The 17,112-nt window shown below is 75.1% G+C and carries 13 protein-coding genes; 10 read left to right on the top strand and 3 right to left on the bottom strand.

All coding sequences use genetic code 11. The features are described from left to right. Nucleotides 1-43 precede the first annotated feature (43 nt). A complete protein-coding gene (locus EPD83_RS01885) occupies nt 44-439 on the top strand; it encodes a universal stress protein (RefSeq protein WP_128367312.1) in 396 nt (131 codons plus the stop codon). Nucleotides 440-689: 250 nt separating this feature from the next. Next, nucleotides 690-2,255: an RNA polymerase sigma factor gene (locus EPD83_RS01880; RefSeq protein WP_165566147.1), complete on the top strand. Its 1,566-nt coding sequence runs from the start codon at nt 690-692 to the stop codon at nt 2,253-2,255. A 75-nt stretch (nt 2,256-2,330) separates the two neighbouring features. Here the strand turns inward: EPD83_RS01880 and EPD83_RS01875 are convergent, their stop codons facing one another. Genes EPD83_RS01875 through EPD83_RS01865 form a run of 3 tightly spaced genes read right to left on the bottom strand, consistent with a single transcriptional unit; the run spans nt 2,331 to nt 6,845 of the window. After that, nucleotides 2,331-4,643 (bottom strand): transglutaminase TgpA family protein, encoded by a 2,313-nt coding sequence (locus tag EPD83_RS01875; RefSeq protein ID WP_165566146.1) that lies wholly within the window; start codon nt 4,641-4,643, stop codon nt 2,331-2,333. Continuing rightward, entirely contained in the window at nt 4,640-5,914 is a 1,275-nt protein-coding gene (locus EPD83_RS01870; RefSeq protein ID WP_128367900.1) for a DUF58 domain-containing protein, read from the bottom strand. The genes EPD83_RS01875 and EPD83_RS01870 overlap by 4 nt, the downstream gene beginning before the upstream one ends. Before the next feature lie 4 nt (nt 5,915-5,918). Further along, complete coding sequence (locus EPD83_RS01865; RefSeq protein WP_128367901.1) at nt 5,919-6,845, bottom strand: AAA family ATPase; 927 nt, start codon at nt 6,843-6,845, stop codon at nt 5,919-5,921. 449 nt (nt 6,846-7,294) lie between these two features. On the opposite strand from EPD83_RS01865, the gene mraZ reads away from it, so the two are divergent. The 8 genes from mraZ (at nt 7,295) to murD (ending at nt 17,110) form a co-directional block, all read left to right on the top strand. Next, nucleotides 7,295-7,744, top strand: coding sequence for a division/cell wall cluster transcriptional repressor MraZ (gene mraZ, locus EPD83_RS01860; protein WP_128367899.1), 450 nt, complete (start codon nt 7,295-7,297; stop codon nt 7,742-7,744). 186 nt (nt 7,745-7,930) lie between these two features. After that, a complete protein-coding gene (gene rsmH, locus EPD83_RS01855; protein ID WP_128366954.1) occupies nt 7,931-8,902 on the top strand; it encodes a 16S rRNA (cytosine(1402)-N(4))-methyltransferase RsmH in 972 nt (323 codons plus the stop codon). Further along, nucleotides 8,899-9,381: a hypothetical protein gene (locus EPD83_RS01850; RefSeq protein ID WP_128366955.1), complete on the top strand. Its 483-nt coding sequence runs from the start codon at nt 8,899-8,901 to the stop codon at nt 9,379-9,381. The genes rsmH and EPD83_RS01850 overlap by 4 nt, the downstream gene beginning before the upstream one ends. Before the next feature lie 395 nt (nt 9,382-9,776). Then, on the top strand, nt 9,777-11,582 hold the full coding sequence (locus tag EPD83_RS01845) for a peptidoglycan D,D-transpeptidase FtsI family protein (protein ID WP_128366956.1): 1,806 nt from the start codon (nt 9,777-9,779) through the stop codon (nt 11,580-11,582). A gap of 11 nt (nt 11,583-11,593) precedes the next feature. After that, the gene (locus tag EPD83_RS01840) at nt 11,594-13,150 is read left to right on the top strand and encodes a UDP-N-acetylmuramoyl-L-alanyl-D-glutamate--2,6-diaminopimelate ligase (RefSeq protein ID WP_128366957.1); all 1,557 of its coding nucleotides are present in this window, start codon (nt 11,594-11,596) and stop codon (nt 13,148-13,150) included. Continuing rightward, nucleotides 13,147-14,550, top strand: a complete 1,404-nt coding sequence (locus EPD83_RS01835; RefSeq protein ID WP_165566144.1) for a UDP-N-acetylmuramoyl-tripeptide--D-alanyl-D-alanine ligase — start codon at nt 13,147-13,149, stop codon at nt 14,548-14,550. The genes EPD83_RS01840 and EPD83_RS01835 overlap by 4 nt, the downstream gene beginning before the upstream one ends. Further along, nucleotides 14,547-15,629, top strand: a complete 1,083-nt coding sequence (mraY, locus tag EPD83_RS01830; RefSeq protein WP_128367123.1) for a phospho-N-acetylmuramoyl-pentapeptide-transferase — start codon at nt 14,547-14,549, stop codon at nt 15,627-15,629. Before EPD83_RS01835 ends, mraY begins: the two co-directional genes overlap by 4 nt. After that, entirely contained in the window at nt 15,626-17,110 is a 1,485-nt protein-coding gene (gene murD / locus EPD83_RS01825) for a UDP-N-acetylmuramoyl-L-alanine--D-glutamate ligase (RefSeq protein ID WP_128367124.1), read from the top strand. The genes mraY and murD overlap by 4 nt, the downstream gene beginning before the upstream one ends. Nucleotides 17,111-17,112 lie beyond the last annotated feature (2 nt).

Below are 17,112 nucleotides of genomic sequence, written 5' to 3'. Positions count from 1 at the left end.
TGCGGTAGCGTCGGGGTCCCAGTCGGCCGCCCGAGGAGGACCCGTGACCATCGTCGTTGGCTTCGTCCCCACGAAGGAGGGTCGCGCGGCACTCGCGCGGGCCGCCGAGGAGGCCCGGGGGCGGCACTCGCGGCTCGTCGTCGTCAACTCCCACCGCAGCACGGGAGACGCGCACGACGACTCCGCCCGCGAGGCGGAGACCGAGATCCAGCAGGTCGCCGACGGCCTGTCCGGCGACGGGGTCGAGGTGGAGGTGCGCCGGCTCGGCCGGGGCAACGAGCCCGCCGAGGACCTCATCGCCGCCGCCGCCGAGACCGACGCCGACCTCATCGTCATCGGCCTGCGCCGCCGTACCCCGGTGGGCAAGCTCATTCTCGGCTCCAACGCCCAGCGGATCCTTCTCGACGCCCCGTGCGCGGTGCTCGCGGTCAAGGGCTGACCCGGCCGGTCGCCCGCGGGCGGCACCGCGCGGATCCGGCCGTCCGGCACCGGGTCCCGTGCGCCCGGCCCCCGGCGTCCCCGGGGACGATGTGCTCTCGGCGGGGGTCGAAAGTTATAATGGTGGGGAGCACCTGGCCAGGCGGAGCGATCACCGACCGGTCGGAGTGCCCTCCCGGACCCTCACCGCCCGCTCCCGCGACCCCGTCGCGGCCTGCGGTCACCCGCGACGAAAGGTAGCCGTGTCGCCTGTGTCCACGACCCCCCCGGAACCGAGCGCCCTCCCGCCGGAGCTCTCCCACCCCGCCCTGCAGACCCTGGTGCGCCAGGGCTCGACGAGCGGCTCGGTCACCGGCGAGCAGGTCGCCGACGCGATGCGCGCCGCCGACGTGCGCCCGAGCCGGGGCCGCGTCGTGCTGCGCGCCCTCGGCGACCAGGGGATCGAGGTGCGGGCCGACGACACCAGCGGTGTCGCCGCCGCCGCGACCCGCACGGCCAAGAAGCCGAGCGCCACCGCCTCGACGAAGAAGACGGCCGCCAAGACGACGACGAAGAAGGCCGCCGCGACGCCGGCCGACGAGGACTCCTCGTCCACGGGCGGGACCACCAAGAGCGCGAGCACGAAGTCCGCGGCCGCGAAGACGACCAAGAGCGCCGCCAAGACCGCGAAGACCGCGAAGAAGGCGGCCGCGTCCCCGGCGTCCGACGACACCGCCGACGAGGACGTCGAGATCGACGACGAGACCGCCGCCGAGGCCGCGGCCGGGTCGGACGACCCCGAGGACGCCAGCGTCGCCACGCCCACGCCCGCCGCCGGCGCCGGCAAGGGCGGCGACGGCGAGGACTCCGGCTTCGTCATGAGCAACGACGACGAGGACGCCCCGGCCCAACAGGTCGTCACCGCCGGTGCCACCGCCGACCCGGTCAAGGACTACCTCAAGCAGATCGGCAAGGTCGCGCTGCTCAACGCCGAGCAGGAGGTCGAGCTGGCCAAGCGCATCGAGGCCGGCCTGTTCGCCGAGGAGAAGCTCAACTCGGGCGACAAGCTCGACATGAAGCTCAAGCGTGAGCTGTGGTGGATCGCCCAGGACGGCAAGAAGGCCAAGAACCACCTCCTCGAGGCCAACCTGCGGCTCGTCGTCAGCCTGGCCAAGCGCTACACCGGCCGCGGCATGCTCTTCCTCGACCTCATCCAGGAGGGCAACCTCGGCCTCATCCGTGCGGTCGAGAAGTTCGACTACACCAAGGGCTACAAGTTCTCGACCTACGCGACGTGGTGGATCCGTCAGGCCATCACCCGCGCCATGGCCGACCAGGCCCGCACCATCCGCATCCCCGTGCACATGGTCGAGGTCATCAACAAGCTCGCCCGCGTGCAGCGCCAGATGCTCCAGGACCTCGGCCGCGAGCCGACCCCCGAGGAGCTCGCGCTCGAGCTGGACATGACGCCCGAGAAGGTCGTCGAGGTGCAGAAGTACGGCCGCGAGCCGATCTCGCTGCACACCCCGCTCGGCGAGGACGGCGACAGCGAGTTCGGTGACCTCATCGAGGACTCCGAGGCCGTCGTCCCGGCCGACGCCGTGAGCTTCACCCTCCTCCAGGAGCAGCTGCACTCGGTGCTCGACACCCTCTCCGAGCGTGAGGCCGGCGTCGTGTCCATGCGCTTCGGGCTCACCGACGGCCAGCCCAAGACGCTCGACGAGATCGGCAAGGTCTACGGCGTGACCCGCGAGCGGATCCGCCAGATCGAGTCCAAGACGATGTCCAAGCTGCGCCACCCGAGCCGCAGCCAGGCACTGCGCGACTACCTCGACTGAGCCCCACCGCAGGCACCGACGACGGCCGCGACCCCACCCGGGGTCGCGGCCGTCGCGTCGTGGTGGAAAGGAGCCTCAGCCGACGGGGGTGCGCTGCTCGGAGTCGTCCTCGACCGACGTGGGGGAGCTGCGGCGGAACAGCCCGGTCCAGTGCCGGCGGCCCTCGGCGGGCAGCAGCAGCGCCCGGGCCTGGTCGAGCCGGCGCCGGCGTCCGAGGGCGGCCCGCCACACGGTGTGCGCGTCGTCGGCGACGTCCGGCAGCGGGGCGCCGGGCCGGGCGTAGCGGGCCTGCTCGAGGGTGTCGACGACCCGGGTGAGGGCGGCGTTCTCGTCGGGGGAGAGATAGGCGGCGCGGCCGATCTGACGGGAGGCCTGCCGGGGGGTGGCGCCGTCGCCGGGCACGAGCCCGATGTCGCCGAGCCGGGAGAGCAGCGACTGCCACTCGGCCTCGACCCGCCGGGCGTCGTCGCGGGCGTCGCGGCGGGCACGACGACGGGCCAGCCACGCTCCGAGCGGGGTGAGCGCGGCGAGGAGTAGCACCCCGAGGACGCCGAGCACGGTGCCGAGGTGGTCGCGGACGACGTCGGTGGCCGTCGTCGTCGGCGTCACGGTGACGTCGGGCTGGTTGTCGGCGGTGACGTCGCCCTCCGGGCGCGTCGGGTCGGTCGGCGTCGCGGAGGCCGTCGGCTCGGGGGAGGAGGTCTCGGTGCCGGTGTCCTCGGCGGGCGCGACGGCGTAGGCGGGAGCCAGGCCGCTGCGGACGCCGGGGGTGGGCTCGAAGCGCATCCACCCCAGGTCCGGGAAGTACAGCTCGGGCCAGGCGTGCGCGTCCTCGGCGGTGATGACGCGCTCCTCGCCGTTCAGGCTGCCGGGCAGGAAGCCGACCGCCATCCGGGCGGGGATGCCGGCGGCCCGGGCCATCATGATCATCGCGCTGGAGAACTGGACGCAGTAGCCGGTGCGCGTCTCGAGGAAGCGGACCAGCGGCTCCTCGGGACGGCGGCCGTCGGCGGTCTCGTCGACGAGGTCCTCGGAGTAGGTGTAGCCGGGGCCGCGCAGGTGGTCCTGGATCTTCACCGCGGTCTCCAGGGGGGTGTCCCCGGGGGCGGTGATCCGGTCGAGCAGGGCGCGCACCTCCGACCCGGCGGCCGCGTCGACCGCGAGGTCGTCGGCGAGCGGCCCCGAGGGGTCCACGCTGCCGGCGAACTGCCCCGGCTCGGGCTGGAGGGAGACGTACTCGACGGTGTACTGGCTCGTCGGCCGGGTCAGCTGGACCAGGCCGGACGCCGTGACCTGCCACGAGCCGGGCGCGAAGGGGGTCCCGACGGCGTTCTCCGGCAGCGCCACCTGGGGCAGCCCGACGGTCGAGCGGGACACCTCGATCCGCTCGGTGGTGCGCTCGACCGCGGGCACGGCGTCGCTGCCGGGCAGCCGGCCGTCGAGCGGGACGAACGTGGCGTCGCGGGAGGCGGTCCACTGCCCGCCCTCGTAGGTGTCGAGCAGGCCGACCCGCAGGGGCTGCGGGCGGGGGTCGCTCGTGCGGTAGACGAGCACGGGGTCGGTGGAGCGCTGGGCGAGGTCGCGGGCGATGTCGACGCTCGTCGAGAGCCGGACCGCCCCGCCCCCGCCCGACCCGCCGTTGCCGCGGGCCAGACCGTCGGCGACGAAGGTCGTCGGGAGGTGGGGCACGAGCCCGGGCACGACGACCGCCGCGGCGAGGGCCACGACGCCGACGACCCGGCCGACGGTGGCGAAGGACCCGGCCGGGTCGGTGGTGCGCTGGTCGCCGGCCGACGCGGTGCCGCCCCAGGACCGCAGCGCGCCGACCCCCTGCCGGCCGACGAGGGCCAGCCAGGCCAGGGCCGGCGGGACGACGAGCCAGGAGGCCAGGCCGGCGGTCGTGTTCGTCGCGGCGGAGAGGAACGCGGTGAGGAGCGGGATGCCCGCGAGAGCGGGGCTGCGGTAGGTGACGGCGACGGCGTCGACGAGGAGGCCGGTCAGGCCGACGAGCAGGCTGATGCCGAGGACGGCGCCGCGCCCCGCGGGAACCGGGGCGCTGTAGCTGACGATCGAGGTGTAGGCGTCGGTGAGCAGCACCCCGAAGGCGGCGCCGGTGTCCGTCGTCGGGACGACCCCGGCCCACAGGTGACCGCGGCCGTGGAGCAGGGCCGTGCCCTCGAGGAGCACGAGCAGCTGCCCGGCGACGACGAGCGGGCGGACCGTCGTGAGCGCCCGCAGGCCGAGCCCGGTGAGGGCGACGAGCGCGACGAGCAGCAGGCTGGGGCGGGCCCAGGCGCCGGTGGGGGCGAAGAGGTCGGCGAGCGGCAGCGTCACGAGGAGGGTCGCGAGGACCCCGAGCAGGACGTCGGCGAGGCGGGAGCGGGTCATCGGCCGGCCCCCGCGAGGACGCCGCCGACGGCGGTCGACCAGGCCTGCGCCGGGTCGGTGCCGGCCTCGACCACCGCCGTGAGCCAGCCCGAGGACGACAGGGTGCCGGTCGTCGCCCTGGCCGAGGACTCGCTGCCGGCCTCCGGGGTCCCGCTCGCGCGGCGGCCCGCGAAGGAGCGGGGCTCGACGACGAGGGCGACAGCGCTGGAACCGGGCTGGCGGAGGGCGGCGAGGGTGTGCGCGTCGTCGTCCGGCAGCGGTCCGCCGACGTAGACGACGAGCCCGCCCTGGGCGGTGAGGGTGCTCGCGTCGTGGAGCAGCGCCCGGGTCGAGTCCTCGCCGGTCGGGGTGATCCGGGCCAGGGCGTCGAGGGCGCCGGGCATGGAGTCGTCGTGGCGGGTGCCGCTGTCGGTGCCGGGGTCGGCGACGAGGAGGTGCACGGCGTACCGGGAGTCGACGAGGTGCCCGACGACGGAGGCGGCCATCGTCACCGCCCACTCGAAGGAGCCGGCGCGCCCGGTGCCGGCGTGGCCGACCGCCCGGCTGTCGTGCAGGACGACCCCGCGGCGCTTCGCGGGCCGGTCCTCCTGGCGGACCATGAGGTCGCCGGTGCGGGCGGTGGCGGGCCAGTGGATGCGGCGGAGGTCGTCGCCGTCGCGGTACTCGCGGATGGTCTGGTCGTCCTCGCCGTGCAGGGCGACCATGTGCGGGATCGAGCCCTCGCTGCCGATGCCGCTGCCGAGCGAGCGGGCCATCGCCAGGGGGACCACGCGGGGGAGGACGACGACCTCGGCTTCGCCGCTCACCGCCGCGGTGCGCAGGGTGAGGCCGAAGGGGTCGCGCACCCGGACCCGCAGGGGTCCCACGCGGTGCACGCCGCGGGTGTGCGAGCGGACGGCGTACTGCACCTCGCGGGTCGCACCGGGGCGCAGCGACGGCAGGACGAAGCGGGGCCGGTCGCCGAGCGCGTAGTCCATCGACTCCTCGGCCATGAGGATCGGGGTGGGCGCGTCCTCGGTGTTGCGGACGGCGACGGTGACGAGGGACCGCTGGTCGATGGCGACCTGGCCGGGGGAGAGGGTGCGGGCGACCTCGACCCGCAGGCCGTGGCGCCGCACGAGCAGCAGGCACAGCCCGACGAGCACGAGCAGGAGGACCCCGACCCGGGTGACGTCGTGCTGGCCGAGGAGGACGCCCGCGGCGACGAGCACGAGCCCGCAGCCGGCGAAGCAGGCCCCGCGGGTGGTGAGGGTGGCCGTCAGCGCACGCACGGGCTCAGCGGGTGGGGGCGGGGACGCGGACCCGCTGGAGCAGGTCGTTCAGGACGTCGGCCGGGGTGCGGCGGGCCATCTGGGTCTCCCCGGTGGGGATGAGCCGGTGCGCGACGACCGGGACCGCGACCTGCTGGACGTCGTCGGGCAGCACGTGGTCCCGGCCGGCGAGCGCGGCGTGGGCGCGGGCCGCGCGCAGCAGGTGCAGCGTGGCGCGGGGGGAGGCGCCGAGCCGCAGCGCGGAGCTGGACCGGGTCGCGTGGGCGAGGTCGACGATGTACTGCCGGACGGCGGGGGAGGCGTGCACCCGGCGGACGGCCTCGACCATGGCCTGCACGGTCGCGGCGTCGGTGACCGGCTGCAGCCCCTCCAGCGGCGAGACCCCGCCGTGGGTGTCGAGCATGTCGAGCTCGGCGCGGGCGGAGGGGTAGCCCATGGAGATGCGGGCCATGAAGCGGTCCCGCTGCGCCTCCGGGAGGGGGTAGGTGCCCTCCATCTCGATGGGGTTCTGGGTCGCCATGACGATGAAGGGCCGGGGCAGGCCGTAGGTCGTCCCGTCGACGGTGACCTGGACCTCCTCCATCGACTCCAGCAGCGCGCTCTGGGTCTTCGGGGAGGCGCGGTTGATCTCGTCCCCGACGACGACGTTGGCGAAGATCGCGCCGGGCCGGAACTCGAAGTCGCGGACGTCCTGGTTGTAGACGGAGACGCCGGTGATGTCGCTCGGCAGCAGGTCGGGGGTGAACTGCACCCGGCGGACCGAGGCGTCGATGCAGCGGCCGAGGGTCTTGGCCAGCAGCGTCTTCCCGGTGCCCGGCACGTCCTCCAGGAGCAGGTGTCCCTCGGCGAGCAGCACGGTGATCGCGGTGCGGACGACCGACTGCTTCCCCTCGATGACCGAGTTCATCGCCGACATCAGCGAGGCGGACATCTGCAGGACCTGGTCCAGCGAGGCGCCCCGTGCGGGGTCGGTGGTCGTGCGGCGGTCGTGCTCGAGGTCGCTCACGCGAGGGGTCCCTTCGTCGGTCCGTCCCCCGCCCAACGACAGAGGCGGTGCCGGAGTGCCCTCGATCTTGCTACACGCCGGCGACGAGGAGGACGGAACCGCTCCCACCACCACCCACCGTGCCCCACCTGGGGCCGTGCTCCGGGCCCGATCGGCGGTCGCGCGGCACCGGCGCGGGAGTCGACGCGGTCGACGAGCGGGGCGGGCAACCCCGGCAACGAGAATCTTCCCCACTTCGCTCCACCGCTGTTGACCTGGACCTTCGTGCGACGTGGGGCGCGTTCTCGCCCAGAATTCGCGTCGTGGAGGGTCTGGGTGGAGTAAAGTGGGGGAATCCGGAGGCGAGAGGGAGCCACCGGGCGGGCCAGGAGGTGATGTCGGTGGACGAGTTCCTCGGCACCCACACGCCCCGGCTCGACGAGAAGGGCCGCCTCTTCCTCCCGGCCCGCTTCCGCGGCGCCCTCGCCGAGGGGCTCGTCATCACCCGCGGCCAGGAGGCCTGCCTCTACGTCTTCCCCACCGCCGAGTTCCACCGCATCTCCCAGGGCATGCAGTCGGTCTCCGGCTCGACCAAGGGCGTGCGCGACTTCGTCCGCGTCTTCCGCGCCAGCGCCCACCCGGACACGCCGGACAAGCAGGGCCGGGTCACCGTGCCCGCGGCCCTGCGTGCCTACGCGGGGCTGGACAAGGACTGCACCGTCATCGGCAACGGCTCGCGCCTCGAGGTGTGGGACACCGCCCGCTGGGGCGAGTACCTCGACCAGGTCATGCCCGCCTACTCCGCCTACTCGGCCGGCACCGAGGAGGTGGTCCCCGGCCTCTGACCCTCCGGACCTCCGCCCCCCGACCTCCACCACGCCCCACCACCGACCCGGCCGCCGGCCTCCAGCCGACCCGCTCCCGACGCGTCTTCCCCCGCGCCGGGCGTGGATCGGATGGGGACCCGCCGCCGGGTCGTCCCGGCCCTCCGCCCGCAGACCACCCCCGCCCCGGACCCCGAGAGGAGTGAGATGTCCGACCAGCCCGCCGCCGACCGCCACGTGCCGGTGTTCCTCGAGCGCGTCCTGACGCTGCTCGAGCCCGCGCTGGCCGACGCCGGCAGCGTCTGCGTCGACGCCACCCTCGGGATGGGCGGGCACAGCGAGGCGCTCCTGCGGCGCTGCCCGCAGGCGCGGGTCGTCGGGCTCGACCGCGACGCCGAGGCCATCGAGATCGCCCGCGCGCGGCTGGCCCCGTTCGGCGAGCGCTTCACCGCCGTCCACGCCGTCTACGACGAGATCGCCGACGTCCTCGCCCAGGAGGCCGACGGCCTCGCCCGGGGCATCCTCTTCGACCTCGGCGTCTCCTCCTACCAGCTCGACGAGGAGGAGCGCGGCTTCGCCTACCGGCACGACGCGCCGCTGGACATGCGGATGGACCAGGGGACCGGCCGGACCGCCGCCGACGTCCTCAACACCTACTCCCACGGCGACCTGGCGCGGGTGCTGCGCACCTACGGCGAGGAGCGCTTCGCGGGCCGCATCGCCTCGGCGGTGCTGCGGGAGCGCGAGACCGAGCCGTTCACGACCTCGGCCCGGCTCGTCGAGACCATCCGCGGTGCCATCCCGGCCGCGGCCCAGCGCACCGGCGGGCACCCCGCCAAGCGGACCTTCCAGGCGCTGCGCATCGAGGTCAACGCCGAGCTCGAGGTCTGGCAGCACGCGGCCGACGCCGCCGTCGCGGCCCTGGCCCCGGGCGGGCGGATCGTCGTCCTCTCCTACCACTCCCTCGAGGACCGGATCGCCAAGCGGGTCCTGGCCGCCGGCGCCCGCAGCGCCGCCCCGGCCGGCATGCCGGTGGAGCGCCCCGAGGACGCCGCGTACCTGCGGCTGCTGACCCGCGGGGCCGAGGTACCCACCGACGCCGAACGGCACGCCAACCCCCGATCCGCCTCGGCCCGACTGCGGGCCGCGGAGCGTCTCACGACAGGAGGACACCCGTGAGCCAGACCGCCGCGGCCCGCCCGCAGCACCGACTCGCGCCGCGCCGGGCCACCGGCCCCACGCCGCGACGGCTGCGGGTCGTCGCCCCGCCCGCCGCCGACGGCAGCGGGCTGTTCGTCGCGCTCTGCGTCGCCCTGCTCCTCGGCGGGCTCGTCGGGGTGCTCCTGCTCAACACGGCGATGGCCAAGGGCTCGTTCACGATGCGCGACCTCCAGCACCGCTCCGACGAGCTCACCGACACCCAGGACGACCTGCGCCACGCCCTCGACACCGTCTCCGGTCCGGGTCCGCTGGCCCGCGAGGCGCGGCAGCTGGGCATGGTCCCGGCCCGGACGGCGGCCTTCCTCCGGCTCTCCGACGACCGGGTCCTCGGCGTGGCGTCGAAAGCCCGTGCGGACGAGCGCTTTAGCGTGGTCACCGAGTCCTCGAAGGTCGTGCGGCCCGCGCCGCGCGCCGCCCCCACCGCCCCCCGTCGCTGACCGTCCGCAGGAGCACCGTGACCCCGCCGAAGCCACCGCCGCCGGGCCGCCGCCCGTCCGGTCCGGCACCGCGCCGCGGTGCGCCCACGGGTCGTCCCCGTCGCTCGCAGGGGGCGGCGGGGCAGGCCGGGGGCACCCCCCGCACCCGCGGGACCGCGCGGCCGAGGCCGGCGGCGGGCGCGCCGGCCGGGGCGCGTCCCACGCCGAGGAACAGCACTCCCTCGACGCCCGGGCCCAGGAAGCCCGGGCCCAGGAAGCCCGGACCCCGGAACGGCACGCGGCCCGACGCCGGGGCGAGCCGGGCCGCGGGTCCCGGCGGCCGCGGCCCGGGGGGCCGTGACCCCCGTCGCCCGCCGCGTCGTCCGAGCGGCCCGGGGCCGAGCCCGCGCCGCCGGATGCGCACCCTGACCGTCGCCGTCGTCTTCGTGCTGAGCATCTTCGGTGCCCAGCTCGTGCGCCTGCAGGGCCTGGACGCCCACGCCGTCGCCGCCGAGGCCGAGTCCCAGCGGGTGGCCGCGCAGATCCTCCCGGCCATGCGCGGGCAGATCCTCTCCGCCGACGGCACCGTGCTCGCCTCCAGCGTCGTGCGCGAGGTCGTCGTCGCCAACCAGCAGGCGGTGTGCACGTACGGCACTTCGCGGCCCACGTGCGACCCCGCGACGAGCGCCGACGCCGTCCGGGCCGCCGCCGAGGAGCTCGCGCCACTGCTCGGCACCTCGGTCGACGAGCTCGTCACCGAGCTGACCGGGACGAGCAGGTACCGCATCCTCAGCAAGGACGTCACCCCGCTGACCTGGAACCGCATCGCGGCGCTCGGCATCCCCGGCATCGCCCGCGACCGCCGCGAGACCCGGTCCGAGCGGACCTACCCGCAGGGGCAGACGACCGCCGCGCTCGTCGGCTACGTCCTCGACGACGGCAAGCCCGGCGGGGGTGTCGAGCTCATGGCCGACGAGCAGCTCCAGGGCACGCCCGGCAAGCAGACCTACGAGGAGGGCGCCGACGGCACGGCCATCCCGGCTGGGCAGAGCAGCGTCACCCCGGCGGTCGACGGCCAGGACGTCCGGCTCACCATCAACTCCTCGCTGCAGTGGTACGCCCAGAACGCGCTGGCCCAGCGGATCCAGCAGACCAAGGCGACGAGCGGCACCGTCGTCATCATGGACGCCAAGTCCTGCGACCTGCTCTCGGTGGCCTCCTACCCGACGTTCAACCCGAACACCGACGTCGGCAAGGACGGTGCGCAGCTGGACAACAAGGCCTTCAGCGACGTCTTCGAGCCCGGTTCGACCGCGAAGATCATGACGATGGCCGCCGCGCTTCAGGAGGGGACGGTGACCCCGTCGACGCCGGTCGTCATCCCCAACCGGCTGCCGCGCTACGACAAGAGCTTCAAGGACAGCCACGAGCACCCCACGGAGTACCGGACGGTCGCCGGCACCCTCGCCGAGTCCAGCAACATCGGGACCATCCTCGTCAGCGAGACCCTCAAGTCCTCGACGCTGGAGCGCTACTTCCGCAAGTTCGGGCTGGGCCGGACCTCCGGCCTCGGCTACCCGGGCGAGTCCGGCGGCATCCTCACCCCGTCCTCGAAGTGGAGCGGCACCCAGCAGGCCACCGTCGCCTTCGGCCAGGGCGTCTCGGTGACGGCCGTCCAGGACGCCAGCGTCTTCCAGACCATCGCCAACGGCGGGGTCCGCTGCTCGCCGCGGCTCATCGACTCGGTCACCGACGCCGACGGCACGACGCACGAGATGCCGGCCTCGCCGACCAAGCGGGTCGTCTCGCCGCGCACCGCGAACGACGTCTCGCGGATGCTCGAGGGCGTCGTCAGCGACGAGGGGACCGCGCCGGAGGCCGAGGTGCCCGGCTACCGCATCGCGGGCAAGACCGGGACCGCCGACTTCTACGACGAGACCAAGCGCAAGTACAGCGGCTACACGGCGAGCTTCATCGGCTACGCCCCGGCCGACGACCCGCAGATCGTCGTCGCCGTCATCGTCCAGAAGCCGCGCTACCCCTACTTCGGCGGCTACGTCGCGGGGCCGGTGTTCAAGGACATCGCGACCTACGCCCTCCAGGAGCTGAAGATCCCCCCGACGGGGCGCAAGTCGCCGAAGCTCACGCTCGAGGTGGACCCGGAGAAGGCACTCGCCGACCCCACCCTCCTGCGCGACGGCGTCGAGCACAGCAGACGGTAGGGTCTCGCGACGTGTTCCCCCGGCCGACCTCTCCGCGCCGCACCCCGCTGACGGAGGTCGCGACGCTCGTCGGGGCACCCGTCCCCGGGTCCGCGACGGACGTCACGGGCGTGACGCTGGACTCCCGCGGGGTGCTCCCGGGCGACCTGTACGCCGCGTTGCCGGGCGCCCGCGCGCACGGCGCCGACTTCGCCGCCGCGGCCGCCACCTCCGGCGCGGCGGCCCTCCTCACCGACGACGAGGGCGCCCGCCGGGCGGCGGACGCGGGAGTCGCCCTGCCGGCCGTCGTCGTCGCCGACCCGCGGGCCGTCCTCGGGGCCGTCGCCGCCCGCGTCTACGGCACCGAGGACCCGGCGCTGCGGCTCGTCGGCATCACCGGCACCAACGGCAAGACGACGACCGCCTACCTCGTCCACTCCGCGCTGTGGGCCCTCGGCCGCGCGCCGGGGCTCATCGGCACGGTCGAGACCCGGATCGGCGACGAGCGCGTCGACAGCGTCCGCACGACGCCCGAGGCCCCCGAGCTGCACGCGCTGCTCGCCGTGATGACCGAGCGGCGCCTCGACACCCTCGTCATGGAGGTCTCGAGCCACGCCCTGGCCCAGCACCGGGTCGACGGTGCCGTGTACGACGTCGCGCTCTTCACCAACCTCAGCCAGGACCACCTCGACTTCCACGACGGCATGGAGGACTATTTCCGGGCCAAGGCCTCGCTCTTCACGCCGCAGCGCGCACGCCGAGGGCTCGTGTGCGTCGACGACGCCTGGGGCCACCGGCTGGCCGTCGAGGCGCGGGTCCCGGTGCAGACCCTGGCCACGGGCGCGCCCGGCGGCGACGCGCCCGAGGCCGACTGGGTGGCCACGCCCGACGGCGAGGACCCCGCGGCCTTCGTCCTCACCGGACCGGACGGGGTGGCGCTGGCGCTGCGCTCGGCCCTGCCCGGCGCCTTCAACGTGACGAACACGGCGATGGCCGCCGCCGCCCTCGTCCTGCTCGGCGAGGACGCGGCCGCGGCGGGCGAGGCCGTGCTCGCCGACCCGCACGTGCCGGGCCGGATGGAGCGCGTCGTCCTCGACGGGGCGGGCGAGCAGCCGCTGGCCCTCGTCGACTACGCGCACACCCCGGACGCCATCGCCGCGGCGCTGCGGGCGCTGCGGCCGGTCACCCCCGGCCGCCTCGTCTGCGTCACCGGCGCCGGCGGGGACCGCGACCGCGAGAAGCGGCACGCCATGGGCGTCGCCGCCGCGAGCGTCGCCGACCTCGTCGTCGTCACCGACGACAACCCCCGCACCGAGGACCCGGCCGCCATCCGGGCCGCCGTGCGCGCCGGCGCCGACGAGGTCCGCGACGGCGGCCGCGACGTCGAGGTCGTCGAGGTCGGGGACCGCCGCCGGGCCGTCCGCGAGGCCGTCGCCGCCGTCTGGGCGCAGGGCGAGCAGGCCACCGTCGCCGTCGTCGGCAAGGGCCACGAGAGCGGCCAGGACGTCGGCGGCACCGTCCACCCCTTCGACGACCGTGACGAGCTGCGCGAGGCGCTGCGGCTCGCCGCCGGGGCGGTGGCCCGGTGATCCCGACCCCGCTGGCCGAGGTCGCGGTCCTCACCGGCGGCCGGCTCGCCGGCGTCACCGAGGACGAGGCCCGCGCCCTGCTCGTCGACGGCCCGGTCGTCACCGACTCCCGCGAGGCCGGACCGGGCGGGCTGTACGTCGCCCGGGTCGGCGAGCACGCCGACGGCCACGACTACGCCGCCGCCGCCCTCCGCGACGGGTGCGTCGCCGCCCTCACCACCCGGCCCCTCGAGGGCCTGCCGTGCGTCGTCGTCGCCGACACCCAGGACGCGTTCGCCGCGCTGGCCCGCTCGGTCGTCGACCGCAGCCCCGGGCTCGCCGTCGTCGGCGTCACCGGCTCCTCCGGCAAGACGAGCACGAAGGACCTGCTCGGCGAGGTCCTCGGCACCGCCGGGGCCACGATCGCCCCCGTCGGGTCGTACAACTCCGAGGTCGGCGTGCCGCTCACCGTCTGCCGGGTGGCGCCCGACACCCGCTTCCTCGTCGTCGAGATGGGCGCGCGCGGCGCCGGACACATCGCCTACCTCGCGACGATGGCCCCGCCGCGCGTCGGCGTCGTCCTCAACGTCGGCACCGCGCACGTCGGCGAGTTCGGCTCGCGCGAGGCCATCGCCCGGGCCAAGTCCGAGCTGCCCGCCGCGCTGCCCGCGGACGGGCTGGCCGTCCTCAACGCCGACGACCCCGCCGTGCGGGCCATGGCCGAGGTCACCCCCGCCCGCGTCGTGCTCGTCGGCGAGGCGGAGGACGCGCAGGTGCGCGCCACCGACGTCGCCCTCGACGCCGCCGGCCGTCCCTCCTTCGTGCTGCGGACCCCGGACGGCTCCGCCGAGGTGACCATGGGCCTCGTCGGCCGCCACCACGTCGGCAACGCCCTCGCCGTCGCGGCGGTGGCCCTCGAGCTCGGGCTCGCCCTGCCCGACGTCGCCGAAGCCCTCGCCGCCGCCCGGCCGCGCAGCCGCTGGCGGATGGAGGTCACCGAGCGCCGCGACGGCGTCACCGTCGTCAACGACGCCTACAACGCCAACGCCGACTCCATGCGCGCGGCCCTGGCCACCCTGGAGCGGATGGGGGAGGGGCGGCGGACCTGGGCCGTGCTCGGCACGATGCTCGAGCTCGGGGAGGAGTCCGACGCCCTCCACGCCGAGGTCGGCACCGAGGCCGCGGCCCGCGGCGTCGACGAGCTCGTCGTCGTCGGCGCGGCCGCCCGGCCCCTCGCGGACGCCGCGCGCGCGGCCGGCGGAGAGACCCGGGTGCGTCACGTCGAGGACGCCGACGCGGCCGAGACCCTGCTGCGCGCAGAGCTGCGCGCCGGCGACGTGGCCCTGTTCAAGTCCTCCCGGGACGCCGGTCTACGGTGGCTCGGAGACCGGTTCGCGAGCACGGAGGAGCAGACGACGTGAAGGCCGTCCTCATCGCCGCCGTCGTCTCCCTCGTCCTCTCCCTCTTCGGCACCCCGACCCTCATCCGCTTCCTCGTCCGGCAGGGCTACGGCCAGTTCATCCGCGACGACGGGCCGACCTCGCACCACACCAAGCGCGGCACCCCGACGATGGGCGGGGCGGTCATCGTCCTGTCCTCGCTCGCGGCCTACCTCGTCGCGCACCTGGTGACCGTGCAGGTCCCGTCGGTGAGCGGGCTGCTCGTCCTCTTCCTCATGGCGGGCATGGGGCTGGTCGGGTTCCTCGACGACTACATCAAGATCAGCAAGCAGCGCAGCCTCGGCCTGCGCTCGGGGCAGAAGCTCGCCGGGCAGACCCTCGTCGCCACGGTCTTCGCCGTCCTCGCGCTGCGCTTCCCCAACGAGTCCTTCCGCACCCCGGCCTCGACGTTCGTGTCCTTCGTGCGGGACACCCCGGTCAACCTCGCGTTCGCGGGGACCGTCCTCGGGGTCATCCTCTTCGTCATCTGGGCCAACGTCATCGTCGCCGGCACCTCGAACGGGGTGAACCTCACCGACGGCCTCGACGGCCTCGCCACCGGCGCCTCGGTCATGGTCTTCGCGTCCTACGTGCTCATCGGCATCTGGCAGTTCAACCAGAACTGCCAGTGGAACCCGGGCACGAAGTGCTACGAGGTCCGCGACCCGCACGACCTGGCCATCGTCGCCGCCTGCGGCATGGGCGCCTGCTTCGGGTTCCTGTGGTGGAACGCCTCGCCGGCCAAGATCTTCATGGGCGACACCGGCTCGCTGGCCCTCGGCGGGGCGCTGGCCGGCCTGGCCATCCTCACCCGCACCGAGCTGCTCGTCGTCATCCTCGGCGGCCTGTTCGTCACCATCACCCTGTCGGTCATCATCCAGGTGGCCTCGTTCAAGACGACCGGCAAGCGGGTCTTCCGGATGGCGCCCCTGCAGCACCACTTCGAGCTGCTCGGCTGGCAGGAGGTGACGATCGTCATCCGGTTCTGGATCATCGCCGGACTGTTCGTCGCCCTCGGCCTCGGGCTGTTCTACGCCGAGTGGGTCGTGGCCGCCGGATGAGCGGGCCCGACCGCCTCGCCACCCTGACCCACCGCGACGCCGACTGGGCCGGGCTGCGCGTCCTCGTCGCCGGGCTCGGCGTCAGCGGGTTCGCCGCCGCCGACGCCCTCCTCGAGCGCGGCGCGCACGTGCTCGTCGTCGACGCCCAGGAGCCCGCGGGCGGCTCGGTCCTCGCCGAGCGGGCCCGCATCCTCGAGATCCTCGGCGCCGACCTGCGCCACGGCGAGGACGCGGTGTCCGGCCTGCCCGGGCAGCCGCTCGACCTCGTCGTCACCTCGCCCGGCTGGCGCCCGGACCAGCCCCTCCTCGCCGCCGCGGCCGCCGCGGGGGTCCCGGTGTGGGGCGAGGTCGAGCTCGCCTGGCGGATGCGGCCCGCCACCGGCGCCGCGCCCTGGCTCACGGTCACCGGCACGAACGGCAAGACGACGACGGTGCAGATGCTCACGGCGATGCTGCGGGCGGCCGGGCTGCGGGCCACGAGCGCCGGCAACGTCGGGACGCCGCTGCTCGAGGTCGTCATGGACCCCGACCCCTACGACGTCGTCGCCGTCGAGCTGTCGAGCTTCCAGCTGCACTGGTCGCACTCGATCGTGCCGCGCGCCTCGGCCTGCCTGAACATCGCGCCGGACCACGTCGACTGGCACGGCTCGCTCGAGGAGTACGCCCGCGCCAAGGGCAAGGTCTACGCGGGCACCGAGGTCGCCTGCGTCTACAACGTCCAGGACCCGGCCACGAGACGGCTCGTCGAGGAGGCCGACGTCCGCGAGGGCTGCCGCGCCGTCGGCTTCACCCTCGGGACGCCCGGGCTCTCCGAGGTGGGTCTGGTCGAGGACGTCCTCGCCGACCGCGCCTTCGTCGCCGAGCGCGCGACCTCCGCCGCCGAGCTCGGCACCCTGGAGGACCTGCGCGGCGGACCCGACGCCCCGCCGCCCGCGCCGCACCTCCTCGCCAACGCGCTGGCCGCCGCCGCCCTGGCCCGGGCCCACGGCGTCCCGCCCGCCGCCGTCCGGCAGGGCCTGCGCGACTTCGTCCCCGAGCCGCACCGGATCGCCGACGCCGGCGTCGTGCGCGGGGTGCGCTGGGTCGACGACAGCAAGGCGACGAACCCGCACGCCGCCGCCGCGAGCCTGGCCGCCTACGAGCACGTCGTCTGGGTGGCCGGCGGGCTGCTCAAGGGGGCCGACGTCGAGGACCTCGTCGCCGGCGCCGCGGGCCGGCTGCGGGGGGTCGTCCTCATCGGCCGGGACCGGGCCGCGCTCGCGCAGGCTCTGTCCCGACACGCGCCGGATGTCCCCGTGGTCGAGGTGTCCCGCACCGACACTGGTGCCATGGACGCGGTGGTGGAGCAGTCGCTGGCGCTCGCCCACGAGGGTGACGTCGTGCTGCTGGCCCCGGCCGCGGCGTCCATGGACATGTTCGCGAACTACGGTGCGCGCGGCGACGCCTTCTGCGAGGCGGTGCGGCGGCTCGGTCGGGAGTAGCG

This window comes from Phycicoccus flavus (genome assembly GCF_004025965.2).
Taxonomy (GTDB): domain Bacteria; phylum Actinomycetota; class Actinomycetes; order Actinomycetales; family Dermatophilaceae; genus Phycicoccus; species Phycicoccus flavus.
The sequence above is the reverse complement of the archived record's forward strand: the minus strand, read 5'-3'. Positions and strand labels throughout refer to the sequence as shown.

Excerpts from the sequence above, each read along its gene's own strand:
- EPD83_RS01875 (WP_165566146.1), bottom strand. The coding sequence starts at position 4,643 with ATGACCCGCTCCCGCCTCGCCGACGTCCTGCTCGGGGTCCTCGCGACC.
- EPD83_RS01865 (WP_128367901.1), bottom strand. The coding sequence starts at position 6,845 with ATGTCCGCCTCGCTGATGTCGGCGATGAACTCGGTCATCGAGGGGAAG.
- mraZ (WP_128367899.1), top strand. The coding sequence starts at position 7,295 with ATGTCGGTGGACGAGTTCCTCGGCACCCACACGCCCCGGCTCGACGAG.
- rsmH (WP_128366954.1), top strand. The coding sequence starts at position 7,931 with ATGTCCGACCAGCCCGCCGCCGACCGCCACGTGCCGGTGTTCCTCGAG.
- EPD83_RS01845 (WP_128366956.1), top strand. The coding sequence starts at position 9,777 with ATGCGCACCCTGACCGTCGCCGTCGTCTTCGTGCTGAGCATCTTCGGT.
- murD (WP_128367124.1), top strand. The coding sequence starts at position 15,626 with ATGAGCGGGCCCGACCGCCTCGCCACCCTGACCCACCGCGACGCCGAC.